We start from the raw sequence: 17,931 nt of genomic DNA on the forward strand, positions 1-17,931 counted from the left end.
CACCCCTAATAAAACGGCCCCCAAACCTGCCGGTAATGCTCATCCCCCCGCTCAGTCATCCGCGTCAGTCGCAGTTCCAGCCCCACCGGCTGTTGCAGCCGATTGCCGCTCAATTGCCGCCAGCCCTGCTCCCGGTCCCAGACCCGGATCTGCAAGTCTTTGATCCGGCTCAGCACCGCCACCCCGTTGTCTGGTGCCGGCAGCGGGTAGCGGTTGCGCGGTGCGGCGGCGGCGCGGTACAGGGTCTGGCCCTTGAGCCACCAGCGGACCCGTTGCAGGCCGTGGTCCGGGGCGGGTGCGTGGCGGATCACGTCCAGCTCGAAGGTCTGGTCATCGGCGCTGCGTACGCTGATGGCCGCAGGCGCGCCCATGCGCGGTTCGCGGTCTGCGGCCTGGTCGCCCAATTCGGGTTCGCCCAGCGCGCTGCTGGCCTGGGAGGCCAGGTCGCGTTCGAGCTGGTTGAAGGTGCGCAGGAGTTCTTCGGTCTGGGTCATGCTGGCCTGCAGATGGCTGTCGGCGCGGCTGACGCTATCCAGGCCGCGCCAGGCGATCAGGCTGACGATGGCCATCAGCATGATTGCCACCATGACTTCGATCAGGGTAAAGCCGTGCTGGCGCGGGTTCATGATTCGTTGACCACCTGCATCTGCCCGGTCGCGGAGCGCCGGATGCTGACCCGGTGCTGGCCGTCAGACAACTGCACTTGCCAGGGTGTGCTGATCCATTCGCTGCCCAGTACCAGTCTGGGTGTAGGGGTGGTGCGCACCTTGACGGGCGCCGAGTCCCAGCTGCGTGGCCGTAGTTGTGGATCTTCGGCAAAGTGCTCAGTGCCGCTGCCTGCGTCGTTCAGGCGGCTGAAGCCAAAGCCCTGGCTGTCTGCCTGCCAGCTGATCGGGCGGCCGTCGGCGCGGGCTTCGGCCTGGGCGATCTGCAGCAGTTGCACCAGCCGTTGGGCATCCTTGCGCAGCCGTTCCTGCGGGGCGGGTTTGATGCTCAGGCTGATCGTGGCGCTGAGAATGCCGACGATCACCAGCACGACCATCAGCTCGATCATGCTAAAACCCTGTTGCCTGTCTCTGTCCATGAATGCGGCATTCCTGTGTGGATAACTTGACGTCCTTGCTGGTTCGGCCAAGATACAGGCGTCTTGTAGGGTACTTCTAAAAACGTAAGCGAGGCAGCAATGGCAACGTAGGTAGTTTTTAGAGGTGCCCTGTAGACTGCCATACCGGACAACAAGGAGGTTTACCCGTGGCATTTGCCTTTCGTTTATCGGCGCCGCAACTGGTCCAGGCCACGGCGCTGCTGGCCGCGCTGGCCGGCGTGCTGGTGTGGTCCTCGGTGTTTCTGACGCCGGCCCAATCGCGTACGCCGGTCATTGATAGCCCCGCGCCGCTGGCGCGCTCCGACAATCCTGCGTTGCAGTGGTTTTCCAACCAGCCGGCGGCAGTGGACATCCGCGTCTCCGGGGTCATGGCCGGCGCGCAGGGCGCGTTCGCAATTCTCGCCATCAATGGCGGCCCGCCGCGCAGTTTCCGGGCCGGTGAAGCACTGACCCAAGGGGTGCGCCTGGCGGCCATCGAAGCGGGCGCGGTGCTCATCGAGCGGGGTGCGGAGCAGACCCGGCTGTATATCACGCCATTGCCCCAGACGCCTGCGCTGTCGCGTCTGACCCGGCCCTGAGCGGTTCATTGCGGGGTGCCCTGCGGCGGGTTGAGCAGGGTTTCGAGCCTGGCCAGCGGCGGTGCCTGGCGCTGGTTATCCAGTACCCGTAACTGAACGTGCAGCAATTGCCCGTCAGGCGTGGCAGCAATGCTTTGTTCGCAGCGCAATTGCAGGCGCCCCTGATCGCAACGCACGCTGCGCACACCACGCAGCAGGCGGTTTTCCAGACGCAACTCGGCGATACGGCTCTGGGCCGCCAGCAGGGCAATGGCGCGGTCGTGCAGCAGGCTGTTGCTCTGGGTCATCAGGCCGGCGACGCGCACGGCCGCTGACATCGCCACGGCAATGATCGCCAGGGCGACCAGCACCTCGATCAGGGTAAAACCTCGCTCCTTGCGCAACCGCTCCATGGCTGACTCTTGCTCGAAACAGGCGGCGGATCAACAGCGTATCGGCCTGGCCTGAGGGGCTGGGTATTGGGCTATTCAACAGTGTTAGTTTTGTTACACTGCGTGCAGGATTGAAACAAGTCAAGGAAGAGTGAAATGGATTTCGCGTGCCTCAAATCCACGCCGTCAGGCCGTGGTCGTCAACGTGGTTTCACCCTCATCGAGATCATGGTGGTGGTGGTGATCCTGGGCATTCTTGCCGCCGTCGTGGTGCCCAAGGTGCTTGACCGGCCAGACCAGGCCAGAGCCACCGCCGCGAAGCAGGACATTGCCGGCCTGATGCAGGCGCTGAAGCTTTACCGCCTGGATAACGGCAGCTACCCGAGCCAGAACCAGAGCCTCAAGGCGCTGGTCGAGCGCCCCGCCAATGCCAGAAACAATAACTGGCGCGCCTACCTTGAACGTCTGCCCAACGACCCTTGGGGGCGTCCTTACTATTACCTCAACCCCGGTGCCAATGGTGAGATCGATGTCTTCTCGCTGGGCGCCGACGGGCAGCCTGACGGCGACGGCGTAAATGCCGATATCGGTTCCTGGCAGCTGTAAGCGCCGCCGTGAGCCCTCATCTGCCCACCCGCCAGCGCGGCGTCGCGATTATCAGCGCCTTGCTGATTGTCACCGTAGTGGCGGTGATTGCCGCCGGCATGCTGGCGCGCCAAGGGGTGTTCACCCGCACCCTTGAGGCCGAGCAGTTCCGGGTGCAGGGCAGCCAGGTGCTGCTGGGCGGCCTGGAGGCGGGCCGCCGCTTGTTGTGGGTTGCCGGCCAGCAAAATTCGGTCACCCGGCCCGATCAACTCTGGAATCAGCCGCTCGGGCAGTACGGCCCCGGCAATGCCGGCCAGGCGCTTGAGGCGCGCCTGCAAGACCAGCAGGGCAAGTTCAACCTGCATAATCTGTTGCTTAACGAACGGCTCGACAGCGGTCAACTGCGCAGTTTCGAGCGGTTGTGCGCAATGATTGATATCGACCCCGGCCTGGCGCGGCGCATCAGTGCCAGGGTCATTGCGTCTTTCCCGCATTATCCTGAGGGCGCTGACAGCCTGGCCACGGGGCGCGATTCGGGCGGTTTTTCCAATCGGCTTGATGCGGCGCGCCGGCCAGTGCCGGCAAGCTTGCCAATACTCAGTCAGTTGAGCGACCTGCGCAGTATTGCGGGTATTGATGAGGCGGTGCTGGAGCGACTGGGCCGTTACGTCAGCATCATTCCGGGCAATACCTGGGTCAACAGCAACACGGCCAGTGCCGAAGTACTGGCGGCCGTGGTGCCGGGGCTGGCGCTGGACCAGGCCAGGGCGCTGGTGCAGGCGCGTGATCGTGGCCAGTGGTTCATCAACCGTGGTGACTTCGTCAACCGCCTGGGGCTTGCACAGGTGTCGATCGACAGCCTGAATGTCGGCACCACCAGCGAATGGTTTCTGTATCAGGGCCAGACCCGCCAAGAGCGTCGGCGCAGTTCGCTGGAAGCCTTGCTGTATCGTACGCAGCACGAGATGCCGCGAGTGATCTGGGCGAGGCCTGGGGTATGAGCCGACTGCGCATTGCCCTGCCGCCGTTGCGTGAGCTGACCCCCGACAGCCCGCTGGAGTTTGCCCGCCTCGATCGTCATGGGCAGTTGCTGGAAGCTGCCCACGGCACAGTCCGGCAGTTGGGCAGCACCGGGCCGGCCAGCGTCGAGTGTTTTTTGCACCCCTCCGACACCGTGCTCACCCGTCTACCGTTACCGCCGCTCTCGGCCGCCCGGCTCGGTGCTGCCGTGGCGTGCGCCGTCGAGACGATGATGCTGGGCAGCCGTCAGGCGCTGCAGGTCGCCCATGGCCGCCGCGGCGATGACGGGCAGGTGCAGGTCGCATGGCTGGCCAAGGCCGACCTGCAGCGTCTGAACCTGGCATTGACCCAGCACCGTCTGAAGCTGGCTGGCTTGTATCCGGCGCCGTACCGGCTGGCGTTGGCCCCGCAAGGGTCGATCAGCGCCAGCGTCGAAGACGGGCACCTGCTGGTACGTCATGGCCTGGATCACGCGGCGGTCGAGCCGATGCTTGAGGATCATCTGGAACCGTTGGCGTTGCGCGGCAGCCTTGTGCACTGGATCGGTGCGCCGGCCCCGCAAGGTGCGCAAGCACACACGGCGCCCGAACAGCGCTGGTCGGGGCCGGTGCCGGGCTGGGGGCTGCAGGGTTCGCCAAGCCGTGCAGGCGCTTCGACACCGGGCTGGGGCAAGGCGCTGGCCTGTTGCGCGCTGGCGATCACGGTGTGGTTGCTGGGCCTGAATCTGTACGCCGCGCGTGAAGCGCAGCACGGCCAGCAACTCAAGGCGCAGATGAGTGCGCAAGTCCGCCAGGCCTTCCCGGAACTGCCGGTGATTCTCAACCCGCTACAGCAAGCCCGCCAGCAGTTGACGGCGCGGCAGGGCGGCTCGGGGCACCTGCCGGCGCAGAGCTTTGTGCCCATGCTGCGGCAGGCCGGCGAGGCGCTGCCGGCACTGGTCGGCAGCGTCCAGCGGCTGAGCTTCAGCAACGGCCAATTGCAGTTGGAGCTGGCGGCGGACAGTGCGGCACTGGCGCCTGACCAGACCGTGCAGGCAACCTTGGCCCAGGCGGGGCTCAGCGCCGCGCGCACTGACCGGATCTGGACCCTGAATGCGGCGCCAGCCACGGCGGACATTCATGACCAGCCGCTGGAGGACATCGATGAGTAAGCTGTCGCCGGCCATTATTCGCGCCCACTGGCTGCGCTGGCGCACGCGCGGTCAGGCGGCCTGGCAGGCACTGTCGCTGCGCGAACAGCGGGTGCTGACGGGTGGGGCGCTGCTGCTGGTCGGGCTGTTGTTGTGGGCACTGTTGATTCAGCCACCGCTCAAGACTATTGCCTACTGGCAAGCGCAAACGCCCAAGCTGCAAGGCCAGGCCCAGGCTTTGGAGAACTTGCTGCGCGAAGCCGGTGTGCAGGCCGCTGGCGGCGACACCGAGCAAGCGCTCCGGCAGGGCCTGGAGGCTTACGGGCTGGCCGGGCATTACCAGTTGCAGGCCGGGCCCGATGGCGGCTGGCAGTTGACGTTCGATGCGGCCCCGGCCGATGCGCTGATCGATTGGCTGCTGGGGCGGCAACGGCCCGGCGCGCTGCCGATCGTCGAAGCGCACCTGCAACGGGCCGGCGATAACGCTACCGATGACAGCGCCGGGACTTTGTCTGGCACTGTTCGCATGGATCAGGCGCAGGGCGCTAAGGAAGCTTCATGAAGGGGTCACAATCCAAGGCAGGACGCAGGGTATTGCCGCTGCTGTTGTTGCTGGCATTGAGCGGCTGCGCCAGCAGCCGCGCGCCGCACCAGCCGCCTTTGCTGGTCGACAGCGAGCTGGGCCGGCCGCTGGCCGATACCCCGCGCAGCGGCGATGCGCTGCTTGATCGCCAGCGTGCGCAACAGCAAGCGCGGCCTGCGCCACGGCAACTGCATAACATCAGCGAGCGCGGCCGTACCGCCGCCAGCATCGGTAGCCGATCAGCGGCTGGCCTGGGGTTGGGCGAACAGCCGGTGACGCTGAACTTTGTCGAGGCCGATATTCAGGCTGTGGTGCGTGCGCTGTCGCGCGCCACCGGCCAGCAGTTTCTGGTCGACCCGCGGGTCAAGGGCAACCTGACCCTGGTTTCCGAAGGCCAGGTGCCGGCGCGTCAGGCTTACAGCATTCTGCTGGCGGCGCTGCGCATGCAGGGCTTTAGTGTGGTGGATGTCGGCGGGGTCGCGCAGGTGGTGCCGGAAGCCGATGCCAAGCTGCTCGGCGGGCCGATCTACAGTGCCGACAAACCGGCCGGCAACGGCATGATCACCCGCACCTTCCGGCTGCGTTATGAAAACGCGGTGAACCTGATTCCGGTGCTGCGCCCGATCGTGGCCCCCAACAACCCGATCAACGCTTACCCCGGCAACAACACCATCGTCATCACTGACGAGGCCGATAACCTGGCGCGGGTCGCGCAACTGATCGAGCAGATCGACACCCCCAGCGCCATTGACACCGATGTCGTGCAGATCCAGAACGGCATTGCCGTGGACATTGCGCCATTGGTGGCCGAGCTGCTTGATGTACCGGGTGGTGACCCGACCCAGAAGATTTCGGTGATCGGCGATGCGCGCTCCAACACCATCATCCTGCGCGCCGGCAGCCCCGAACGCACGCACCTGGCGCGCAACCTGATTTACAAGCTCGACAATGCGCAAAGTAACCCGAGCAATCTGCATGTGGTTTACCTGCGCAATGCCCAAGCCAGCAAACTGGCGCAAGCGCTGCGCGGTCTGCTGACCGGCGAGAGTGACAGCGGCAATGGTGACCCGGCGCGCTCGATCCTCAGCTCGATGGGCAGCAACTCCGGGCAGAACGGGCAAAGCCAGAGCTCATCCGGCAGCAGCAGTGCAGCGTCAGCCAGTGCGTCGAGCAGCACCGTGACCAGTGGTTTTGGCCAGTCCAGCGGCGCTGCTTACGGCCAGGGCAACGCGGCGGCAGGCGAGCAGAACGTCGCGTTCAGCGCCGGTGGCGTGACCATCCAGGCCGATACCACCACCAATACCTTGCTGATTTCCGCGCCGGAGCCGCTGTACCGCAACCTGCGCGAGGTCATCGATCTGCTCGACCAACGCCGCGCACAGGTGGTGATCGAGAGCCTGATCGTCGAGGTGGCCGAGGACGACGCCAACGAATTCGGTGTGCAATGGCAGACCGGCAACCTCAATGGCAATGGGGTGATCGGCGGTGCCAACCTGGGCGGCTCGGGGCTCAACCTCAATGGCCAGAGCAGTGTCGATGTGCTGCCCCAGGGGCTGAACCTGGGCTACGTCAATGGCACCGTGGAGATCCCAGGTATTGGCCGGATCCTCGACCTCAAGGTGCTGGCCCGCGCCTTGAAGAGCAAGGGCGGCTCCAACGTGTTGTCGACGCCTAACCTGCTGACCCTGGATAACGAGGTGGCGAGTATTTTCGTCGGCCAGACCATTCCGTTTGTCAGTGGCAGTTACGTGACCGGTGGCGGTGGCACCAGCAACAACCCGTTCCAGACCGTGACCCGCGAAGAGGTCGGCCTGAAACTCAATGTAAGGCCGCAAATTTCCGAAGGCGGCACGGTCAAGCTCGACATCTATCAGGAGGTCAGCAGCATCGACGAGCGTGCGTCGTCGACCTCCAGTTCCGCAGGCATTGTCACCAACAAGCGCGCCATTGATACCAGCATCCTGCTCGATGACGGACAGATCATGGTGCTGGGCGGCCTGCTGCAGGATGGCTACAGCCAGAGCAACGAAGCGGTGCCGTGGCTGGGCAGCCTGCCGGGCGTCGGCGCGCTGTTTCGCAATGAGCGGCGCTCGCTCAACAAGACCAACCTGATGGTGTTCCTGCGCCCTTACATCATCCGCGACAGCGCGGCAGGACGCAGCATCACGCTCAATCGTTATGACTTCATCCGCCGTGCCCAGAGCGCGCTGCAACCGGAGCGCAACTGGGCAATGCCGGATATGCAGGCACCGCAGTTACCGCCTGCCGCGTTGGGTGTGCCGGCGCCGCGTGGCAGTGCGCTGCCCGTGCAAGGAACGCCAGCGTTATGAGCGCCTTGCCCTATGCCTGGGCCAAGGCCCAGCGCATTTTGCTCAGCGCAGACCCGGATGGGGCGGTACTGACGGTTTGCCCGTCGACCCCGGGCTGGTCGATCAGCGAGGTGCGGCGCCAGTTCGGCCCGGCGCGCTTGCAGCGGGTACGCGATGACGAGCTTGACGGTTTGCTGGCCAGTGCCTACGCCGATACCGGCAGCGCGGCGGCAGTGGTCGGTGCGGCGGAAAATGAAGTCGATCTCGACCGGCTGATACAGGACATGCCGGAAATCACCGACCTGCTCGACACCCAGGACGGCGCGCCGGTGATCCGCATGATCAATGCCCTGCTGAGCCAGGCGGCGCGTGACCAGGCAAGCGACGTGCACATCGAGCCGTTCGAAACTCATTCGGTGGTGCGCTATCGGGTCGATGGCACGCTGCGCGAGGTGGTTTCGCCGCGCAAGGCGCTGCACGGCGCGCTGGTGTCGCGGATCAAGATCATGGCCCAGCTCGACATTGCCGAGAAACGCCTGCCTCAGGACGGCCGCATTGCCTTGCGGGTCGCCGGGCGGCCGATCGATATTCGCGTTTCGACCGTGCCCACCGGCCACGGTGAGCGGGTGGTGATGCGCCTGCTCGACAAACAGGCCGGGCGTCTGCACCTGGAAAGCCTGGGCATGGACCCACAGTTGCTGGCCCGGCTCGATACGCTGATCCGCCAGCCCCACGGCATCGTGCTGGTCACCGGCCCCACCGGCAGCGGCAAGACCACCAGCCTGTACGCCGCGCTGGCCCGGCTTGATGCGACCATCAGTAACATCATCACCGTGGAAGACCCGGTCGAATATGACTTGCCGGGCATCAGCCAGATCCAGGTCAACGCCAAAATCGACATGACCTTTGCCCTGGCGTTACGCGCCATCCTGCGCCAGGACCCGGACATCATCATGATCGGCGAAATCCGCGACCTGGAAACGGCGCAGATCGCGGTCCAGGCCTCGCTCACCGGCCACCTGGTGCTGGCCACCCTGCACACCAACGATGCGGTGTCGGCGGTCAACCGTCTGATTGACATGGGCGTCGAGCCTTTTCTGCTCGCCTCATCCATGCTCGGTGTGCTGGCCCAGCGTCTGGTGCGCTGCCTGTGCGTGCATTGCCGGCAACCAGACCCGGCTGCGCCCGGCACCTGGCGGCCGCTGGGCTGCGTTGAGTGCAACCACACCGGCTACAGCGGCCGTACCGGGATTCATGAGTTGTTTTGCATTGATGACGATATCCACAGCCTGATCCATCAGGGCGCGGGTGAACTGGCTCTGCGTGCCGCGGCGCAGCGTAACGGCATGCTCAGCATGCGTGACGATGGCGAACGCTGGATCCGCAACGGCACTACCGCGCCCCAGGAAATCCTGCGCGTGACACGGGACGTCTGATGAATCGCTACCGGTTTGAAGCCGCCGACGCCAATGGCAAGCTCGAGTCCGGGCTGTTGGACGCTGACAGCCAGAGCGCGGCGCTTGGCATTCTGCGCAGCCGCGGCCTGACGGCGTTGTCGGTGCAACAGCAAGACAGCACGGCCAGCAACGGCGGTGCAGGACTGTTCAGCGCGCGGCTGACCGACAACGATCTGGCCTGGGCCACCCGCCAACTGGCAAGCCTGCTCGGTGCCAGCCTGCCGCTGGAAGCCGCCCTGAGCGCCACCGTCGAGCAGGCTGAACGCAAGCACGTCGCCCAGACCCTCAGCGCGGTGCGCACTGATGTGCGCGGCGGTATGCGCCTGGCCGACGCGCTGGCGGCGCGGCCCCAGGATTTTCCGGACATCTACCGAGCACTGATTGCGGCCGGTGAAGAGTCCGGCGACCTGGCCCAGGTCATGGAGCGGCTGGCCGACTACATCGAAGAGCGCAACAACCTGCGCAGCAAGATTCTCACCGCGTTCATCTATCCCGGTGTGGTCGGGCTGCTGTCGGTCGGCATCGTGATCTTTCTGCTCAGCTATGTGGTGCCGCAGGTGGTCAGTGCGTTTTCCCAGGCGCGCCAGGACCTGCCGGGGCTGACCGTGGCGATGCTCGAAGCGAGCGATTTCATCCGCGCCTGGGGCTGGCTGTGCGCCACGATGCTGGCCGGTGGCTTCTGGGCCTGGCGGCTGTACCTGCGCCGGCCGGCGGCGCGCTTGAGCTGGCATCGCCGGGTGCTGCGGCTACCGCTGTTTGGCCGCTTCGTACTGGGCCTGAACACCGCGCGTTTCGCCTCGACCCTGGCGATCCTTGGCGGCGCCGGGGTGCCGCTGTTAAGGGCGCTGGAGGCGGCGCGTCAGACCTTGTCCAACGACCGGTTGAGCCTGAGCGTCAGCGAAGCCACTGCCAAAGTGCGTGAAGGTGTGAATCTGGCCACCGCGCTGCGCATGGAGAATGTATTCCCGCCGCTGCTGATTCACCTGATCGCCAGCGGTGAGAAAACCGGCTCGCTGCCGCCCATGCTCGACCGTGCGGCGCAGACCCTGTCGCGGGATATCGAACGCCGGGCAATGGGCATGACCGCGCTGCTGGAGCCGTTGATGATCGTGGTCATGGGCGCGGTGGTGCTGCTGATCGTCATGGCCGTGCTGCTACCGATCATCGAGATCAACCAGCTGGTGCAGTGACGCGTCAGGCGCAATAAAAAACCCTCGTTGCCGAGGGTTCTTCATGCGCGGCTCACCGGGCTGGGTCAGAGCTTGCCGGCACCGGCCTTGGCTTTGACGTCGGCGGCCACTTTGTCGGCGTTCAACGGGTTGTAGCTGTAGGGCGGGGTCCAGCCGATGTTCGAACTCCAGGAGCAGCTCAGCGTGCTGCCATTGAGGGTCGAACCCTGGTCGCGGTAGACGCTGCCACCGTAGTCGCCGGCGATCTTGCTGCAGCCGCTGATACCGGAGATTTCAAAGGCGTTCTTCTCGGAATAGATCTTCGAGTTCTTGCCAACGCCATGGGCATAGCTGAACGGGTAGACCTTATGGCTGGTGCTGCCCACATGGTAGTTGTTGTACAGATGCACCTGGCCGAACCGCACCCGTGGTGCGCGGGCCGAGATGTTCTCGAACAGGCTGTTATGAATGGTGACCTTGAGTTTGCCGTCATCGGTGGTGCGGCTGTCGCTGGAGCCGATGAGGTTGTTCTTTTCGTGGGACTTGAACGCCGTGTAGGAGATGGTGACGTAGTTGGCGCCATTCTTGACGTCCAGCGCACCGTCGTGATGCTGCTTGGGACGACCATTGGCGGTGCCGTTCTGGTCATCGGTGCGGCGACCATCGGTGAAGGTCACGTGGTCCACCCACACGTTGTTGGCACCTTCGATGGTCAGGCCATCGTATTCGGAGTTCCAGTTGCCTGCACTGCCGTCATCGGCATCCCAGATCGGCTCGGGATCCCATGGGTTCTCGATGGTGATGTTGCGGATGATCACGTCGTTTTCTTTGGCGTAGAAGAAGCCTTCGCGGATTTCGGCATTGTTGGTGATGCCGACGATGGTGGTCTTGCCCGGAATGTCCAGGCGGCCGCGTTTTTTCATGTCTGCGGTGGTGGTGTAGGCCTTGCCTTCGCTGACGTCGATGACGCCGTTGATCTTGATGATCCGGCCATTGCTGCCAACCGAGGCGCTCAGCGCGGTTTTCAGTTCGGCGGCGTTTTTGACGGTGTAGATATTGTTGGCCGCCGCACGCGAGCCGCCTTTGGTGCCGCCGTTCTGGGTGGCCCAGCCGGTGGTGGCGACGTCGGTTGCGATATCGGCCTGGGCAGCCAGGCTGGTGAACAACAGCGAGGCGACAACAGCGCTCGCCAATTTGCTGGCAGTGAAAGTTGCAGACTTGGTCATAAGTAATCGGATCCTTGATTAACTTGAGTATTTAACGCACCGGGTAACCGACACGTTGCTCGAGCGGACGTCCTTATCGCCTTCTGGCAGCGAATAACGTCCGCTGCGAGAAGCAGCCTAGCAGTTTATTGGTGTGTTGTCGTATGACTTTTTTGGCAAAAGTGAGCACTCTTTCACGCTATCCCGTTCATGGTTGATAGTGCCTAAGTGCGCGCACCAAAGAGCCTGAGAGAGCGCCCATAGATAGTCAGGTTTTATAATAAAGCCAGTTAACTCAGTGGGTTAATGAGTCTGTTTGTTGGCTTTAAAGGTTTTGTTGGCGAGGGACTGAATCGTGGCGGATTAGTGCGTGAGTAGAATGGTAACTTTTCTACTGTTGTGTGATGAGGTTTGCTTAGTTGGGCTTTGTCCGCTCTAGTTCGAGCGTGTCATCGTGATTGGCGTTGGCTGCACATTGTACGACCGTTACCGGGTAACGGCGGCTGTAACATTTTTTCGGCTGCCGGCCCTGGCAACGTTTGCGGTAATAAAGAAGCCCCGCCAGGCAAGGCCTGACGGGGCTCGGGATGTAGCTGTTGCAACAACGTGCAGCCTTACAGTGCCATATCGGTCGCTGCGTTGCTCTCACGTGGCTTGGCCGGTGCTGCTGCCGGGGCAACTGCAGTGTTGCCGTTCACTGCCGGCGGGGTTGGCAGTTGCAGCACTTCAGCGGTGTAGGCCCACTCTTTGGCAACCGCTTCAGGGCTGCTGTTGAGCTTGGTGCCATAGCTAGGCACGATCTGGTGCAGCTTTTCCTGCCAGGCCGGGGTGGCGACTTTGTCTTTGAAGACCTTCTCCAGCACGCTCAGCATGATTGGCGCCGCAGTCGAAGCACCTGGCGATGCGCCCAGCAGGCCGGCGATGCTGCCGTCTTTGGATGCAACGATCTCGGTGCCGAGTTTCAGCACGCCGCCTTTTTCTTCATCACGCTTGATGATCTGTACGCGCTGGCCGGCTTGCCACAGACGCCAGTCTTCTTGCTTGGCGTTCGGGAAGTATTCGCGCAGGGCTTCCAGGCGATCTTCGTCAGACAGCATGACCTGGCCGGCGAGGTACTCGATCAGCGGGTACTCTTTGATGCCGACCTTGGTCATTGGCCAGATGTTGTGGGTGTTGGTGCTGGTCAGCAGGTCCAGGTACGAGCCGTTCTTCAGGAACTTGGTCGAGAAGGTCGCGAATGGGCCAAACAGGATGACGCGCTTGCCATCGAGCACGCGGGTGTCCAGGTGCGGAACCGACATCGGTGGTGCACCGACCGAAGCCTTGCCGTAGGCCTTGGCCAGGTGGGCTGCCGCGATTTCGGTATTTTCGGTCACCAGGAACGAGCCACCCACCGGGAAGCCAGCGTATTCCTGGGCTTCAGGAATACCGGATGCCTGCAGCAGGTGCAGGGCACCACCGCCGGCGCCGATGAACAGGAACTTGGCGTCGGTCGAGTTCTCGGTGCCGTCTTTGAGGTTCTTGTAGGTCACGCGCCAGGTGCCGTCGGCATTGCGCTTGATCTCTTCGACTTCGCTGGACAGCTTGAGGTCGAAGTTAGGCTTGGTTTTCAGGTGGCCGACGAACTGGCGAGTGATCTCGCCGAAGTTCATGTCCGTACCGATCGGGCTCCAGGTGGCAGCGATCTTCTGGCTCGGGTCGCGGCCTTCCATCATCAGTGGAACCCACTGTTTGATCTGCGCCGGATCTTCGGAGTATTCCATGCCGCTGAACAGCGGGCTGGCTTTGAGCGCTTCATAGCGCTTTTTCAGGAACTCGATGTTCTCGTCGCCCCAGACAAAGCTCATGTGCGGTGTGTAGTTGATGAACGAGCGAGGGTCCTTGAGCACGCCGCTCTTGACCTGCCAGGCCCAGAACTGACGGGAGATCTGGAACGACTCGTTGATCTCGATCGCCTTGGAGATGTCGATCTTGCCGTCTTTGCCTTCTGGCGTGTAGTTCAGCTCGGCCAGGGCGGAGTGGCCGGTACCGGCGTTGTTCCAGCCGTTGGAGCTTTCTTCGGCTACCGCGTCGAGGCGCTCGACCATTTCGATCGACCAGCCTGGCTCCAGCTCGTTAAGCCAGATACCCAGGGTCGAACTCATGATGCCGCCGCCGACCAGCAGTACATCCACTTTTTTGGCTTCGGCAGCATGGGCAGACATGAAACCCGCCGAGAGTGCCAAGCCCAGCAAGGCCGTGTTCACTTTCTTAAACATGTTGTAGTTCCTAGGATTAATGCCGTCCTCCCACCATTCTTGGGCTGAGACTGGCCTGGCCGCAGGCATATCAGATGCCATTGGGGCCGGACCCGTCCTCAACAAGACTGGAAGGGCGACTCACCAGATCGATAACGATCGACCTCATTGTTATGTCCCTCCCGTGCTGACTTCTTATAAGTTGTTGGCTTCAGCGACTTCGATGACACTTGTCTGCTCAGGTCTGGCTGGCGTCGTGGCGCCAGGGCAAGCCTGTTTAACTCACACCCATCAGTGGATCACGAGTCCCTTTCGTCAGGCTGTCGCAGTCTGTGCTGCGCGCTTTAGAGGCGTCAGAAACAAGGCCTGAACGATTCAGCCGGGCATTTTAGACGAAAACGCCCGTAATAAAGACCTCTAATAGATAGGGTCTTGGCAATTAGCGTGTTGATGGTGACGAACATGCCGTTATCCGGCATGTGTCAAAGGGCACCATGACCCCGATCAGTCCGGCGTGGCCGGGCTGATTTTGCTTTCCAGTTGCGCAACTTTGGCTTCCAGTGCTTCAAGGCGCGCACGCGTGCGGGCGAGGACGGCCATCTGGCTGTCGAACTCTTCCCGGCTGACCAGATCGAGTTTGCTGAAAGCACTTTGCAGCACAATCTTGAACTGGCTTTCGAACTCGCTGCGCGGCAGCGGCGTCTCGCCATTGAACAGGCGCGAAGCGTGGTCGCTCAGGGCATCGAGGAGGGCTTTGGGGGCGAGCATGATCAATTCCCGGACTCAAGAGGGCTGGCAGTGTAGCACGAGCTGCTGTGGGGCATTTTCCCTCGGTCAGATGCACGTTTATTGCGCACAAGGGTGTGCACGTACGCACCGTTATTGTGCGGGCGGCGGCCGCCTGTGCCCGGTGTTGCAGGCCTGCAAGGCAGCAACGACCTGAATTCAGTGACTTTTTCCGACATGGCAAGCTTTCTGCAATAGACCTTCGTGACCCCTGCACTGATGCAGTCGACGTGACAAATGCAGTGCGGCAGGCACAACGGAGAAGTAGATCGTCAGATGCGTTTATCTGGCGTCGGTGTCGACCTGAACAGGCGACCGACACGTTACAAAGCCAGGCACTGAGCTTAGACTTGAGACGGGTTTGTTTTCCTGGGGCAAGTCCACCAATTCGGGAGAGAGTTTCATGAAACTAGTCACTGCAATCATCAAGCCGTTCAAACTCGATGACGTACGCGAATCGTTGTCCGAGATCGGCGTGCAGGGCATCACTGTCACTGAGGTCAAAGGCTTCGGACGTCAGAAAGGTCACACTGAGCTGTATCGCGGTGCTGAATACGTTGTCGACTTCCTTCCCAAGGTGAAGATCGATGTCGCCATTGACGACAAGGATCTGGACCGGGTTATCGAAGCCATTACCAAGGCTGCCAACACCGGCAAGATTGGCGACGGCAAGATTTTCGTCGTGAATCTGGAACAGGCGATCCGCATCCGTACCGGCGAAACCGATACCGACGCGATCTAAGCCGCCACCCCCCCTAAAGCCCCAGGAGAAACACTATGACTCTGCGTCAATTCGCAGGGCTTGGAGCCCTGTTGTCCCTCGCTTTACCTGGTCTGGCCCTGGCGGCTGAGCCTGCTGCAGAACCTGTACTCAATTCCGGTGACACCGCATGGATGCTGACCGCCACCGCGCTGGTCCTGTTCATGACCATTCCGGGCCTGGCACTGTTCTACAGCGGCATGGTTCGCTCGAAAAACGTTCTCTCGGTGATGATGCAGTGCTTTGCCATTACCGGTCTTATCAGCATCCTGTGGGTGGTCTACGGCTATAGCCTGGCGTTTGACACTACCGGCATGGAAGAAGGCGTGGTCAACTTCAGTTCGTTTGTCGGCGGCTTCGAGAAAGCCTTCCTGGCGGGCCTGACCCCTTCGAGCCTGACTGGCGCTGCTGCGCTGTTCCCTGAGGCGGTATTCATTACCTTCCAGATGACCTTCGCGATCATCACGCCGGCGTTGATCGTCGGTGCCTTCGCCGAGCGCATGAAGTTCTCCGCGATGCTGGTGTTCATGGCCATCTGGTTCACCCTGGTCTACGCACCGATCGCCCACATGGTCTGGGGCGGTGTTGGCGGCCTGATGTGGGACTGGGGCGTACTGGACTTTGCCGGTGGCACCGTGGTCCACATCAACGCCGGTATCGCGGGCCTGGTGGCTTGCCTGGTGCTGGGCAAGCGTAAAGGCTACCCGACCACGCCAATGGCTCCGCACAACCTGGGTTACACCCTGATCGGCGCGGCCATGCTGTGGATCGGCTGGTTCGGCTTCAACGCCGGCTCCGCTGCCGCCGCCAATGGCACCGCTGGCATGGCGATGCTGGTCACCCAGATCGCAACCGCGGCTGCGGCGCTGGGCTGGATGTTCGCCGAGTGGCTGACCCACGGCAAGCCAAGTGCTCTGGGCATCGCCTCGGGTGTGGTGGCAGGCCTGGTGGCAATCACCCCGGCCGCCGGTACCGCAGGCCCGATGGGCGCTCTGGTGATCGGCCTGGTCTCGGGTGTGGTGTGCTTCTTCTGCGCCACCAGCCTCAAGCGCAAGCTGGGCTACGACGACTCGCTGGATGCCTTCGGCGTGCACGGTGTCGGCGGTATCGTCGGGGCGATCCTCACCGGTGTGTTCGCAGCCCCTGCGCTGGGCGGCTTCGGCACCGTGACTGACATCGGCGCCCAGGTCTGGGTGCAGTTCAAGGGTGTCGCCTTCACCGTGGTGTACACCGCAATCGTGACCTACGTGATCCTCAAGGTGCTGGATGTGGTCATGGGGCTGCGGGTCAACGAAGAAGAAGAAGTCGTTGGTCTGGACCTTGCGCAACACAACGAGCGCGGCTACAACCTGTAAGCCTTCTGCGAAAAATGCCCGGCTAGCCGGGCATTTTTTTTGTCTGAAATTTATGGATCACCCGCGCTGCGATGCTGTCATTGATTGTGCATCACGCAGTGTTATAGATCGTTTGCGCCGGTCTCGACGGCACTTTTGCCAGCAACGGCTATTGCTGACAGTAATGTAGGTTTATGGCGCTTTGCTTTTTTCTCAGGCGAGTTAGAATGCGCGCCGAACGTGTGGAGAACGGTATGTGGCAGCAATCAGTGGTCACCCTGCGAGAGCGGTCGCGCGGGTTTCACCTGGTCACCGATGAGATCGTTGCCGGCGTGTCCGGGCTACGGGAGTGTCGGGTTGGATTGCTGCATCTGTGGTTGCAACATACCTCGGCGTCGTTGACCGTCAACGAAAACGCCGACCCGGCTGTGCGTCGTGACTTCGAGCGATTTTTCAACCGCCTGGTGCCTCAGGGTGTGGCGGGCTTCGAACACAACGATGAAGGTCCTGATGACCTGCCGGCGCACTTCAAGGCCAGTTTGCTAGGCTGCCAGTTGATTTTGCCGGTGACGGCCGGACGTTTGGCGCTGGGTACATGGCAAGGTGTTTATCTCGGTGAGCATCGTGATCGCGGTGGTGCTCGCCGGGTCCTGGCCACCCTTCAGGGTGAGCGGGAATAGCCGCTGGTTTGAGCGGCTGCTGGTTCTCACGGCGGCTCGATTTTCCGGGTTGCTGAGCTATAACTAATCTGCTTTCGCAAGTCATGAGGTAGAACATGAGCGACGACGACAACGATAACGATGATCTGGTAGACGACCTGGAAGGCGAGGACGAAGGCGAGGAGCTCAGCGCAGCGCCTGAAGACGACGCTCCTGATGCTGATGATGGCGGCGAAGTTACGGCCGCGCCTGCCAAAGGCAAGTCCAAGGCTGCAGTATCGGTCGATGAACTGCCCAGCATCGAGGCCAAACAAAAGGATCGCGACGCTCTGGCACGCGCCATGGAAGAGTTTCTCTCTCGTGGCGGCAAAGTGCAGGAAGTCGAGGCCAATGTGGTGGCCGACCCGCCCAAGAAGCCGGACAACAAGTACGGCAGCCGCCCTATCTGAGGCGTCTTGAGCGTAAAGAAAAAGCCCGCTGTCGCTGCGGGCTTTTTCTTGCCTGTGATCCGGCGCATGGCCCTCGCAGGAGCAGCTTTAGCTGCAATACTGTTCAGTTAAGTACTGCATGCCTTTGTAGGAGCGACCTTGGTCGCGAAGAGGGCGGCACATTCGCAGCAGATGTAGTGTTTTTACTGGCCTCTT

The 17,931-nt window shown here is 62.4% G+C and carries 18 protein-coding genes; 12 read left to right on the forward strand and 6 right to left on the reverse strand.

Annotated elements, in window-relative coordinates; all coding sequences use genetic code 11:
* Nucleotides 1-5 precede the first annotated feature (5 nt).
* Both NJC38_RS10155 and gspH read right to left on the reverse strand, forming a co-directional pair.
* Complete coding sequence (locus NJC38_RS10155) at nt 6-626, reverse strand: prepilin-type N-terminal cleavage/methylation domain-containing protein (protein WP_253114063.1); 621 nt, start codon at nt 624-626, stop codon at nt 6-8.
* Nucleotides 623-1,084, reverse strand: coding sequence for a type II secretion system minor pseudopilin GspH (gene gspH / locus NJC38_RS10160; RefSeq protein ID WP_253114065.1), 462 nt, complete (start codon nt 1,082-1,084; stop codon nt 623-625). Before gspH ends, NJC38_RS10155 begins: the two co-directional genes overlap by 4 nt.
* 167 nt (nt 1,085-1,251) lie before the next feature.
* Here gspH and NJC38_RS10165 point away from each other — a divergent pair, with 167 nt between their 5' ends.
* Nucleotides 1,252-1,683 (forward strand): type II secretion system protein N, encoded by a 432-nt coding sequence (locus NJC38_RS10165; protein ID WP_253114068.1) that lies wholly within the window; start codon nt 1,252-1,254, stop codon nt 1,681-1,683.
* A gap of 5 nt (nt 1,684-1,688) precedes the next feature.
* On the opposite strand, the gene gspI is transcribed toward NJC38_RS10165, so the two are convergent.
* Entirely contained in the window at nt 1,689-2,075 is a 387-nt protein-coding gene (gspI, locus tag NJC38_RS10170) for a type II secretion system minor pseudopilin GspI (protein WP_253114071.1), read from the reverse strand.
* 135 nt (nt 2,076-2,210) lie between these two features.
* Between gspI and gspG the strand changes: the two genes are divergently transcribed.
* From gspG to gspF, 7 genes are read left to right on the forward strand one after another with little or no spacing between them, the layout of a single operon-like run.
* Nucleotides 2,211-2,660: a type II secretion system major pseudopilin GspG gene (gene gspG, locus NJC38_RS10175; protein ID WP_253114074.1), complete on the forward strand. Its 450-nt coding sequence runs from the start codon at nt 2,211-2,213 to the stop codon at nt 2,658-2,660.
* A gap of 8 nt (nt 2,661-2,668) precedes the next feature.
* The gene (gspK, locus tag NJC38_RS10180; RefSeq protein ID WP_253114077.1) at nt 2,669-3,640 is read left to right on the forward strand and encodes a type II secretion system minor pseudopilin GspK; all 972 of its coding nucleotides are present in this window, start codon (nt 2,669-2,671) and stop codon (nt 3,638-3,640) included.
* The gene (gene gspL / locus NJC38_RS10185; protein ID WP_253114080.1) at nt 3,637-4,809 is read left to right on the forward strand and encodes a type II secretion system protein GspL; all 1,173 of its coding nucleotides are present in this window, start codon (nt 3,637-3,639) and stop codon (nt 4,807-4,809) included. The genes gspK and gspL overlap by 4 nt, the downstream gene beginning before the upstream one ends.
* The gene (gspM, locus tag NJC38_RS10190; RefSeq protein ID WP_253114088.1) at nt 4,802-5,350 is read left to right on the forward strand and encodes a type II secretion system protein GspM; all 549 of its coding nucleotides are present in this window, start codon (nt 4,802-4,804) and stop codon (nt 5,348-5,350) included. The genes gspL and gspM overlap by 8 nt, the downstream gene beginning before the upstream one ends.
* Entirely contained in the window at nt 5,347-7,701 is a 2,355-nt protein-coding gene (gene gspD, locus NJC38_RS10195; protein ID WP_253114096.1) for a type II secretion system secretin GspD, read from the forward strand. The genes gspM and gspD overlap by 4 nt, the downstream gene beginning before the upstream one ends.
* Entirely contained in the window at nt 7,698-9,116 is a 1,419-nt protein-coding gene (gene gspE, locus NJC38_RS10200) for a type II secretion system ATPase GspE (RefSeq protein WP_253114098.1), read from the forward strand. Before gspD ends, gspE begins: the two co-directional genes overlap by 4 nt.
* Nucleotides 9,116-10,327 carry a type II secretion system inner membrane protein GspF gene (gene gspF / locus NJC38_RS10205; protein WP_253114100.1) on the forward strand — a complete coding sequence of 404 codons (1,212 nt, stop codon included), beginning with the start codon at nt 9,116-9,118 and terminating at the stop codon, nt 10,325-10,327. Before gspE ends, gspF begins: the two co-directional genes overlap by 1 nt.
* Before the next feature lie 65 nt (nt 10,328-10,392).
* Here the strand turns inward: gspF and NJC38_RS10210 are convergent, their stop codons facing one another.
* The 3 genes from NJC38_RS10210 to NJC38_RS10220 all read right to left on the reverse strand — a co-directional run bounded on the left by NJC38_RS10210 (nt 10,393) and on the right by NJC38_RS10220 (nt 14,516).
* A complete protein-coding gene (locus tag NJC38_RS10210) occupies nt 10,393-11,532 on the reverse strand; it encodes a pectate lyase (RefSeq protein ID WP_253114102.1) in 1,140 nt (379 codons plus the stop codon).
* A gap of 593 nt (nt 11,533-12,125) precedes the next feature.
* On the reverse strand, nt 12,126-13,769 hold the full coding sequence (gene mqo / locus NJC38_RS10215; RefSeq protein WP_253114104.1) for a malate dehydrogenase (quinone): 1,644 nt from the start codon (nt 13,767-13,769) through the stop codon (nt 12,126-12,128).
* 483 nt (nt 13,770-14,252) lie between these two features.
* Nucleotides 14,253-14,516 carry an accessory factor UbiK family protein gene (locus tag NJC38_RS10220; RefSeq protein ID WP_253114106.1) on the reverse strand — a complete coding sequence of 88 codons (264 nt, stop codon included), beginning with the start codon at nt 14,514-14,516 and terminating at the stop codon, nt 14,253-14,255.
* Between the two features lie 421 nt (nt 14,517-14,937).
* On the opposite strand from NJC38_RS10220, the gene glnK reads away from it, so the two are divergent.
* The 4 genes from glnK to sutA all read left to right on the forward strand — a co-directional run bounded on the left by glnK (nt 14,938) and on the right by sutA (nt 17,736).
* The gene (gene glnK / locus NJC38_RS10225; protein ID WP_002555808.1) at nt 14,938-15,276 is read left to right on the forward strand and encodes a P-II family nitrogen regulator; all 339 of its coding nucleotides are present in this window, start codon (nt 14,938-14,940) and stop codon (nt 15,274-15,276) included.
* A gap of 35 nt (nt 15,277-15,311) precedes the next feature.
* Nucleotides 15,312-16,649 carry an ammonium transporter gene (locus NJC38_RS10230; protein WP_253114109.1) on the forward strand — a complete coding sequence of 446 codons (1,338 nt, stop codon included), beginning with the start codon at nt 15,312-15,314 and terminating at the stop codon, nt 16,647-16,649.
* Between the two features lie 233 nt (nt 16,650-16,882).
* Entirely contained in the window at nt 16,883-17,308 is a 426-nt protein-coding gene (locus tag NJC38_RS10235; protein ID WP_045493996.1) for a secondary thiamine-phosphate synthase enzyme YjbQ, read from the forward strand.
* Between the two features lie 95 nt (nt 17,309-17,403).
* A complete protein-coding gene (sutA, locus tag NJC38_RS10240; protein WP_045484878.1) occupies nt 17,404-17,736 on the forward strand; it encodes a transcriptional regulator SutA in 333 nt (110 codons plus the stop codon).
* Nucleotides 17,737-17,931: the final 195 nt, after the last annotated feature.

This window comes from Pseudomonas sp. 21LCFQ010 (assembly GCF_024129905.1).
Classification (GTDB): Bacteria; Pseudomonadota; Gammaproteobacteria; order Pseudomonadales; family Pseudomonadaceae; genus Aquipseudomonas.

Coding starts and splice junctions, on each gene's coding strand:
- gspE (WP_253114098.1), top strand. CDS start 7,698: ATGAGCGCCTTGCCCTATGCCTGGGCCAAGGCCCAGCGCATTTTGCTC.
- gspG (WP_253114074.1), top strand. CDS start 2,211: ATGGATTTCGCGTGCCTCAAATCCACGCCGTCAGGCCGTGGTCGTCAA.
- NJC38_RS10230 (WP_253114109.1), top strand. CDS start 15,312: ATGACTCTGCGTCAATTCGCAGGGCTTGGAGCCCTGTTGTCCCTCGCT.
- NJC38_RS10220 (WP_253114106.1), bottom strand. CDS start 14,516: ATGCTCGCCCCCAAAGCCCTCCTCGATGCCCTGAGCGACCACGCTTCG.
- mqo (WP_253114104.1), bottom strand. CDS start 13,769: ATGTTTAAGAAAGTGAACACGGCCTTGCTGGGCTTGGCACTCTCGGCG.
- gspF (WP_253114100.1), top strand. CDS start 9,116: ATGAATCGCTACCGGTTTGAAGCCGCCGACGCCAATGGCAAGCTCGAG.
- gspD (WP_253114096.1), top strand. CDS start 5,347: ATGAAGGGGTCACAATCCAAGGCAGGACGCAGGGTATTGCCGCTGCTG.
- NJC38_RS10235 (WP_045493996.1), top strand. CDS start 16,883: ATGTGGCAGCAATCAGTGGTCACCCTGCGAGAGCGGTCGCGCGGGTTT.
- gspI (WP_253114071.1), bottom strand. CDS start 2,075: ATGGAGCGGTTGCGCAAGGAGCGAGGTTTTACCCTGATCGAGGTGCTG.
- sutA (WP_045484878.1), top strand. CDS start 17,404: ATGAGCGACGACGACAACGATAACGATGATCTGGTAGACGACCTGGAA.
- gspL (WP_253114080.1), top strand. CDS start 3,637: ATGAGCCGACTGCGCATTGCCCTGCCGCCGTTGCGTGAGCTGACCCCC.
- NJC38_RS10210 (WP_253114102.1), bottom strand. CDS start 11,532: ATGACCAAGTCTGCAACTTTCACTGCCAGCAAATTGGCGAGCGCTGTT.
- NJC38_RS10155 (WP_253114063.1), bottom strand. CDS start 626: ATGAACCCGCGCCAGCACGGCTTTACCCTGATCGAAGTCATGGTGGCA.
- gspH (WP_253114065.1), bottom strand. CDS start 1,084: ATGGACAGAGACAGGCAACAGGGTTTTAGCATGATCGAGCTGATGGTC.
- gspM (WP_253114088.1), top strand. CDS start 4,802: ATGAGTAAGCTGTCGCCGGCCATTATTCGCGCCCACTGGCTGCGCTGG.
- glnK (WP_002555808.1), top strand. CDS start 14,938: ATGAAACTAGTCACTGCAATCATCAAGCCGTTCAAACTCGATGACGTA.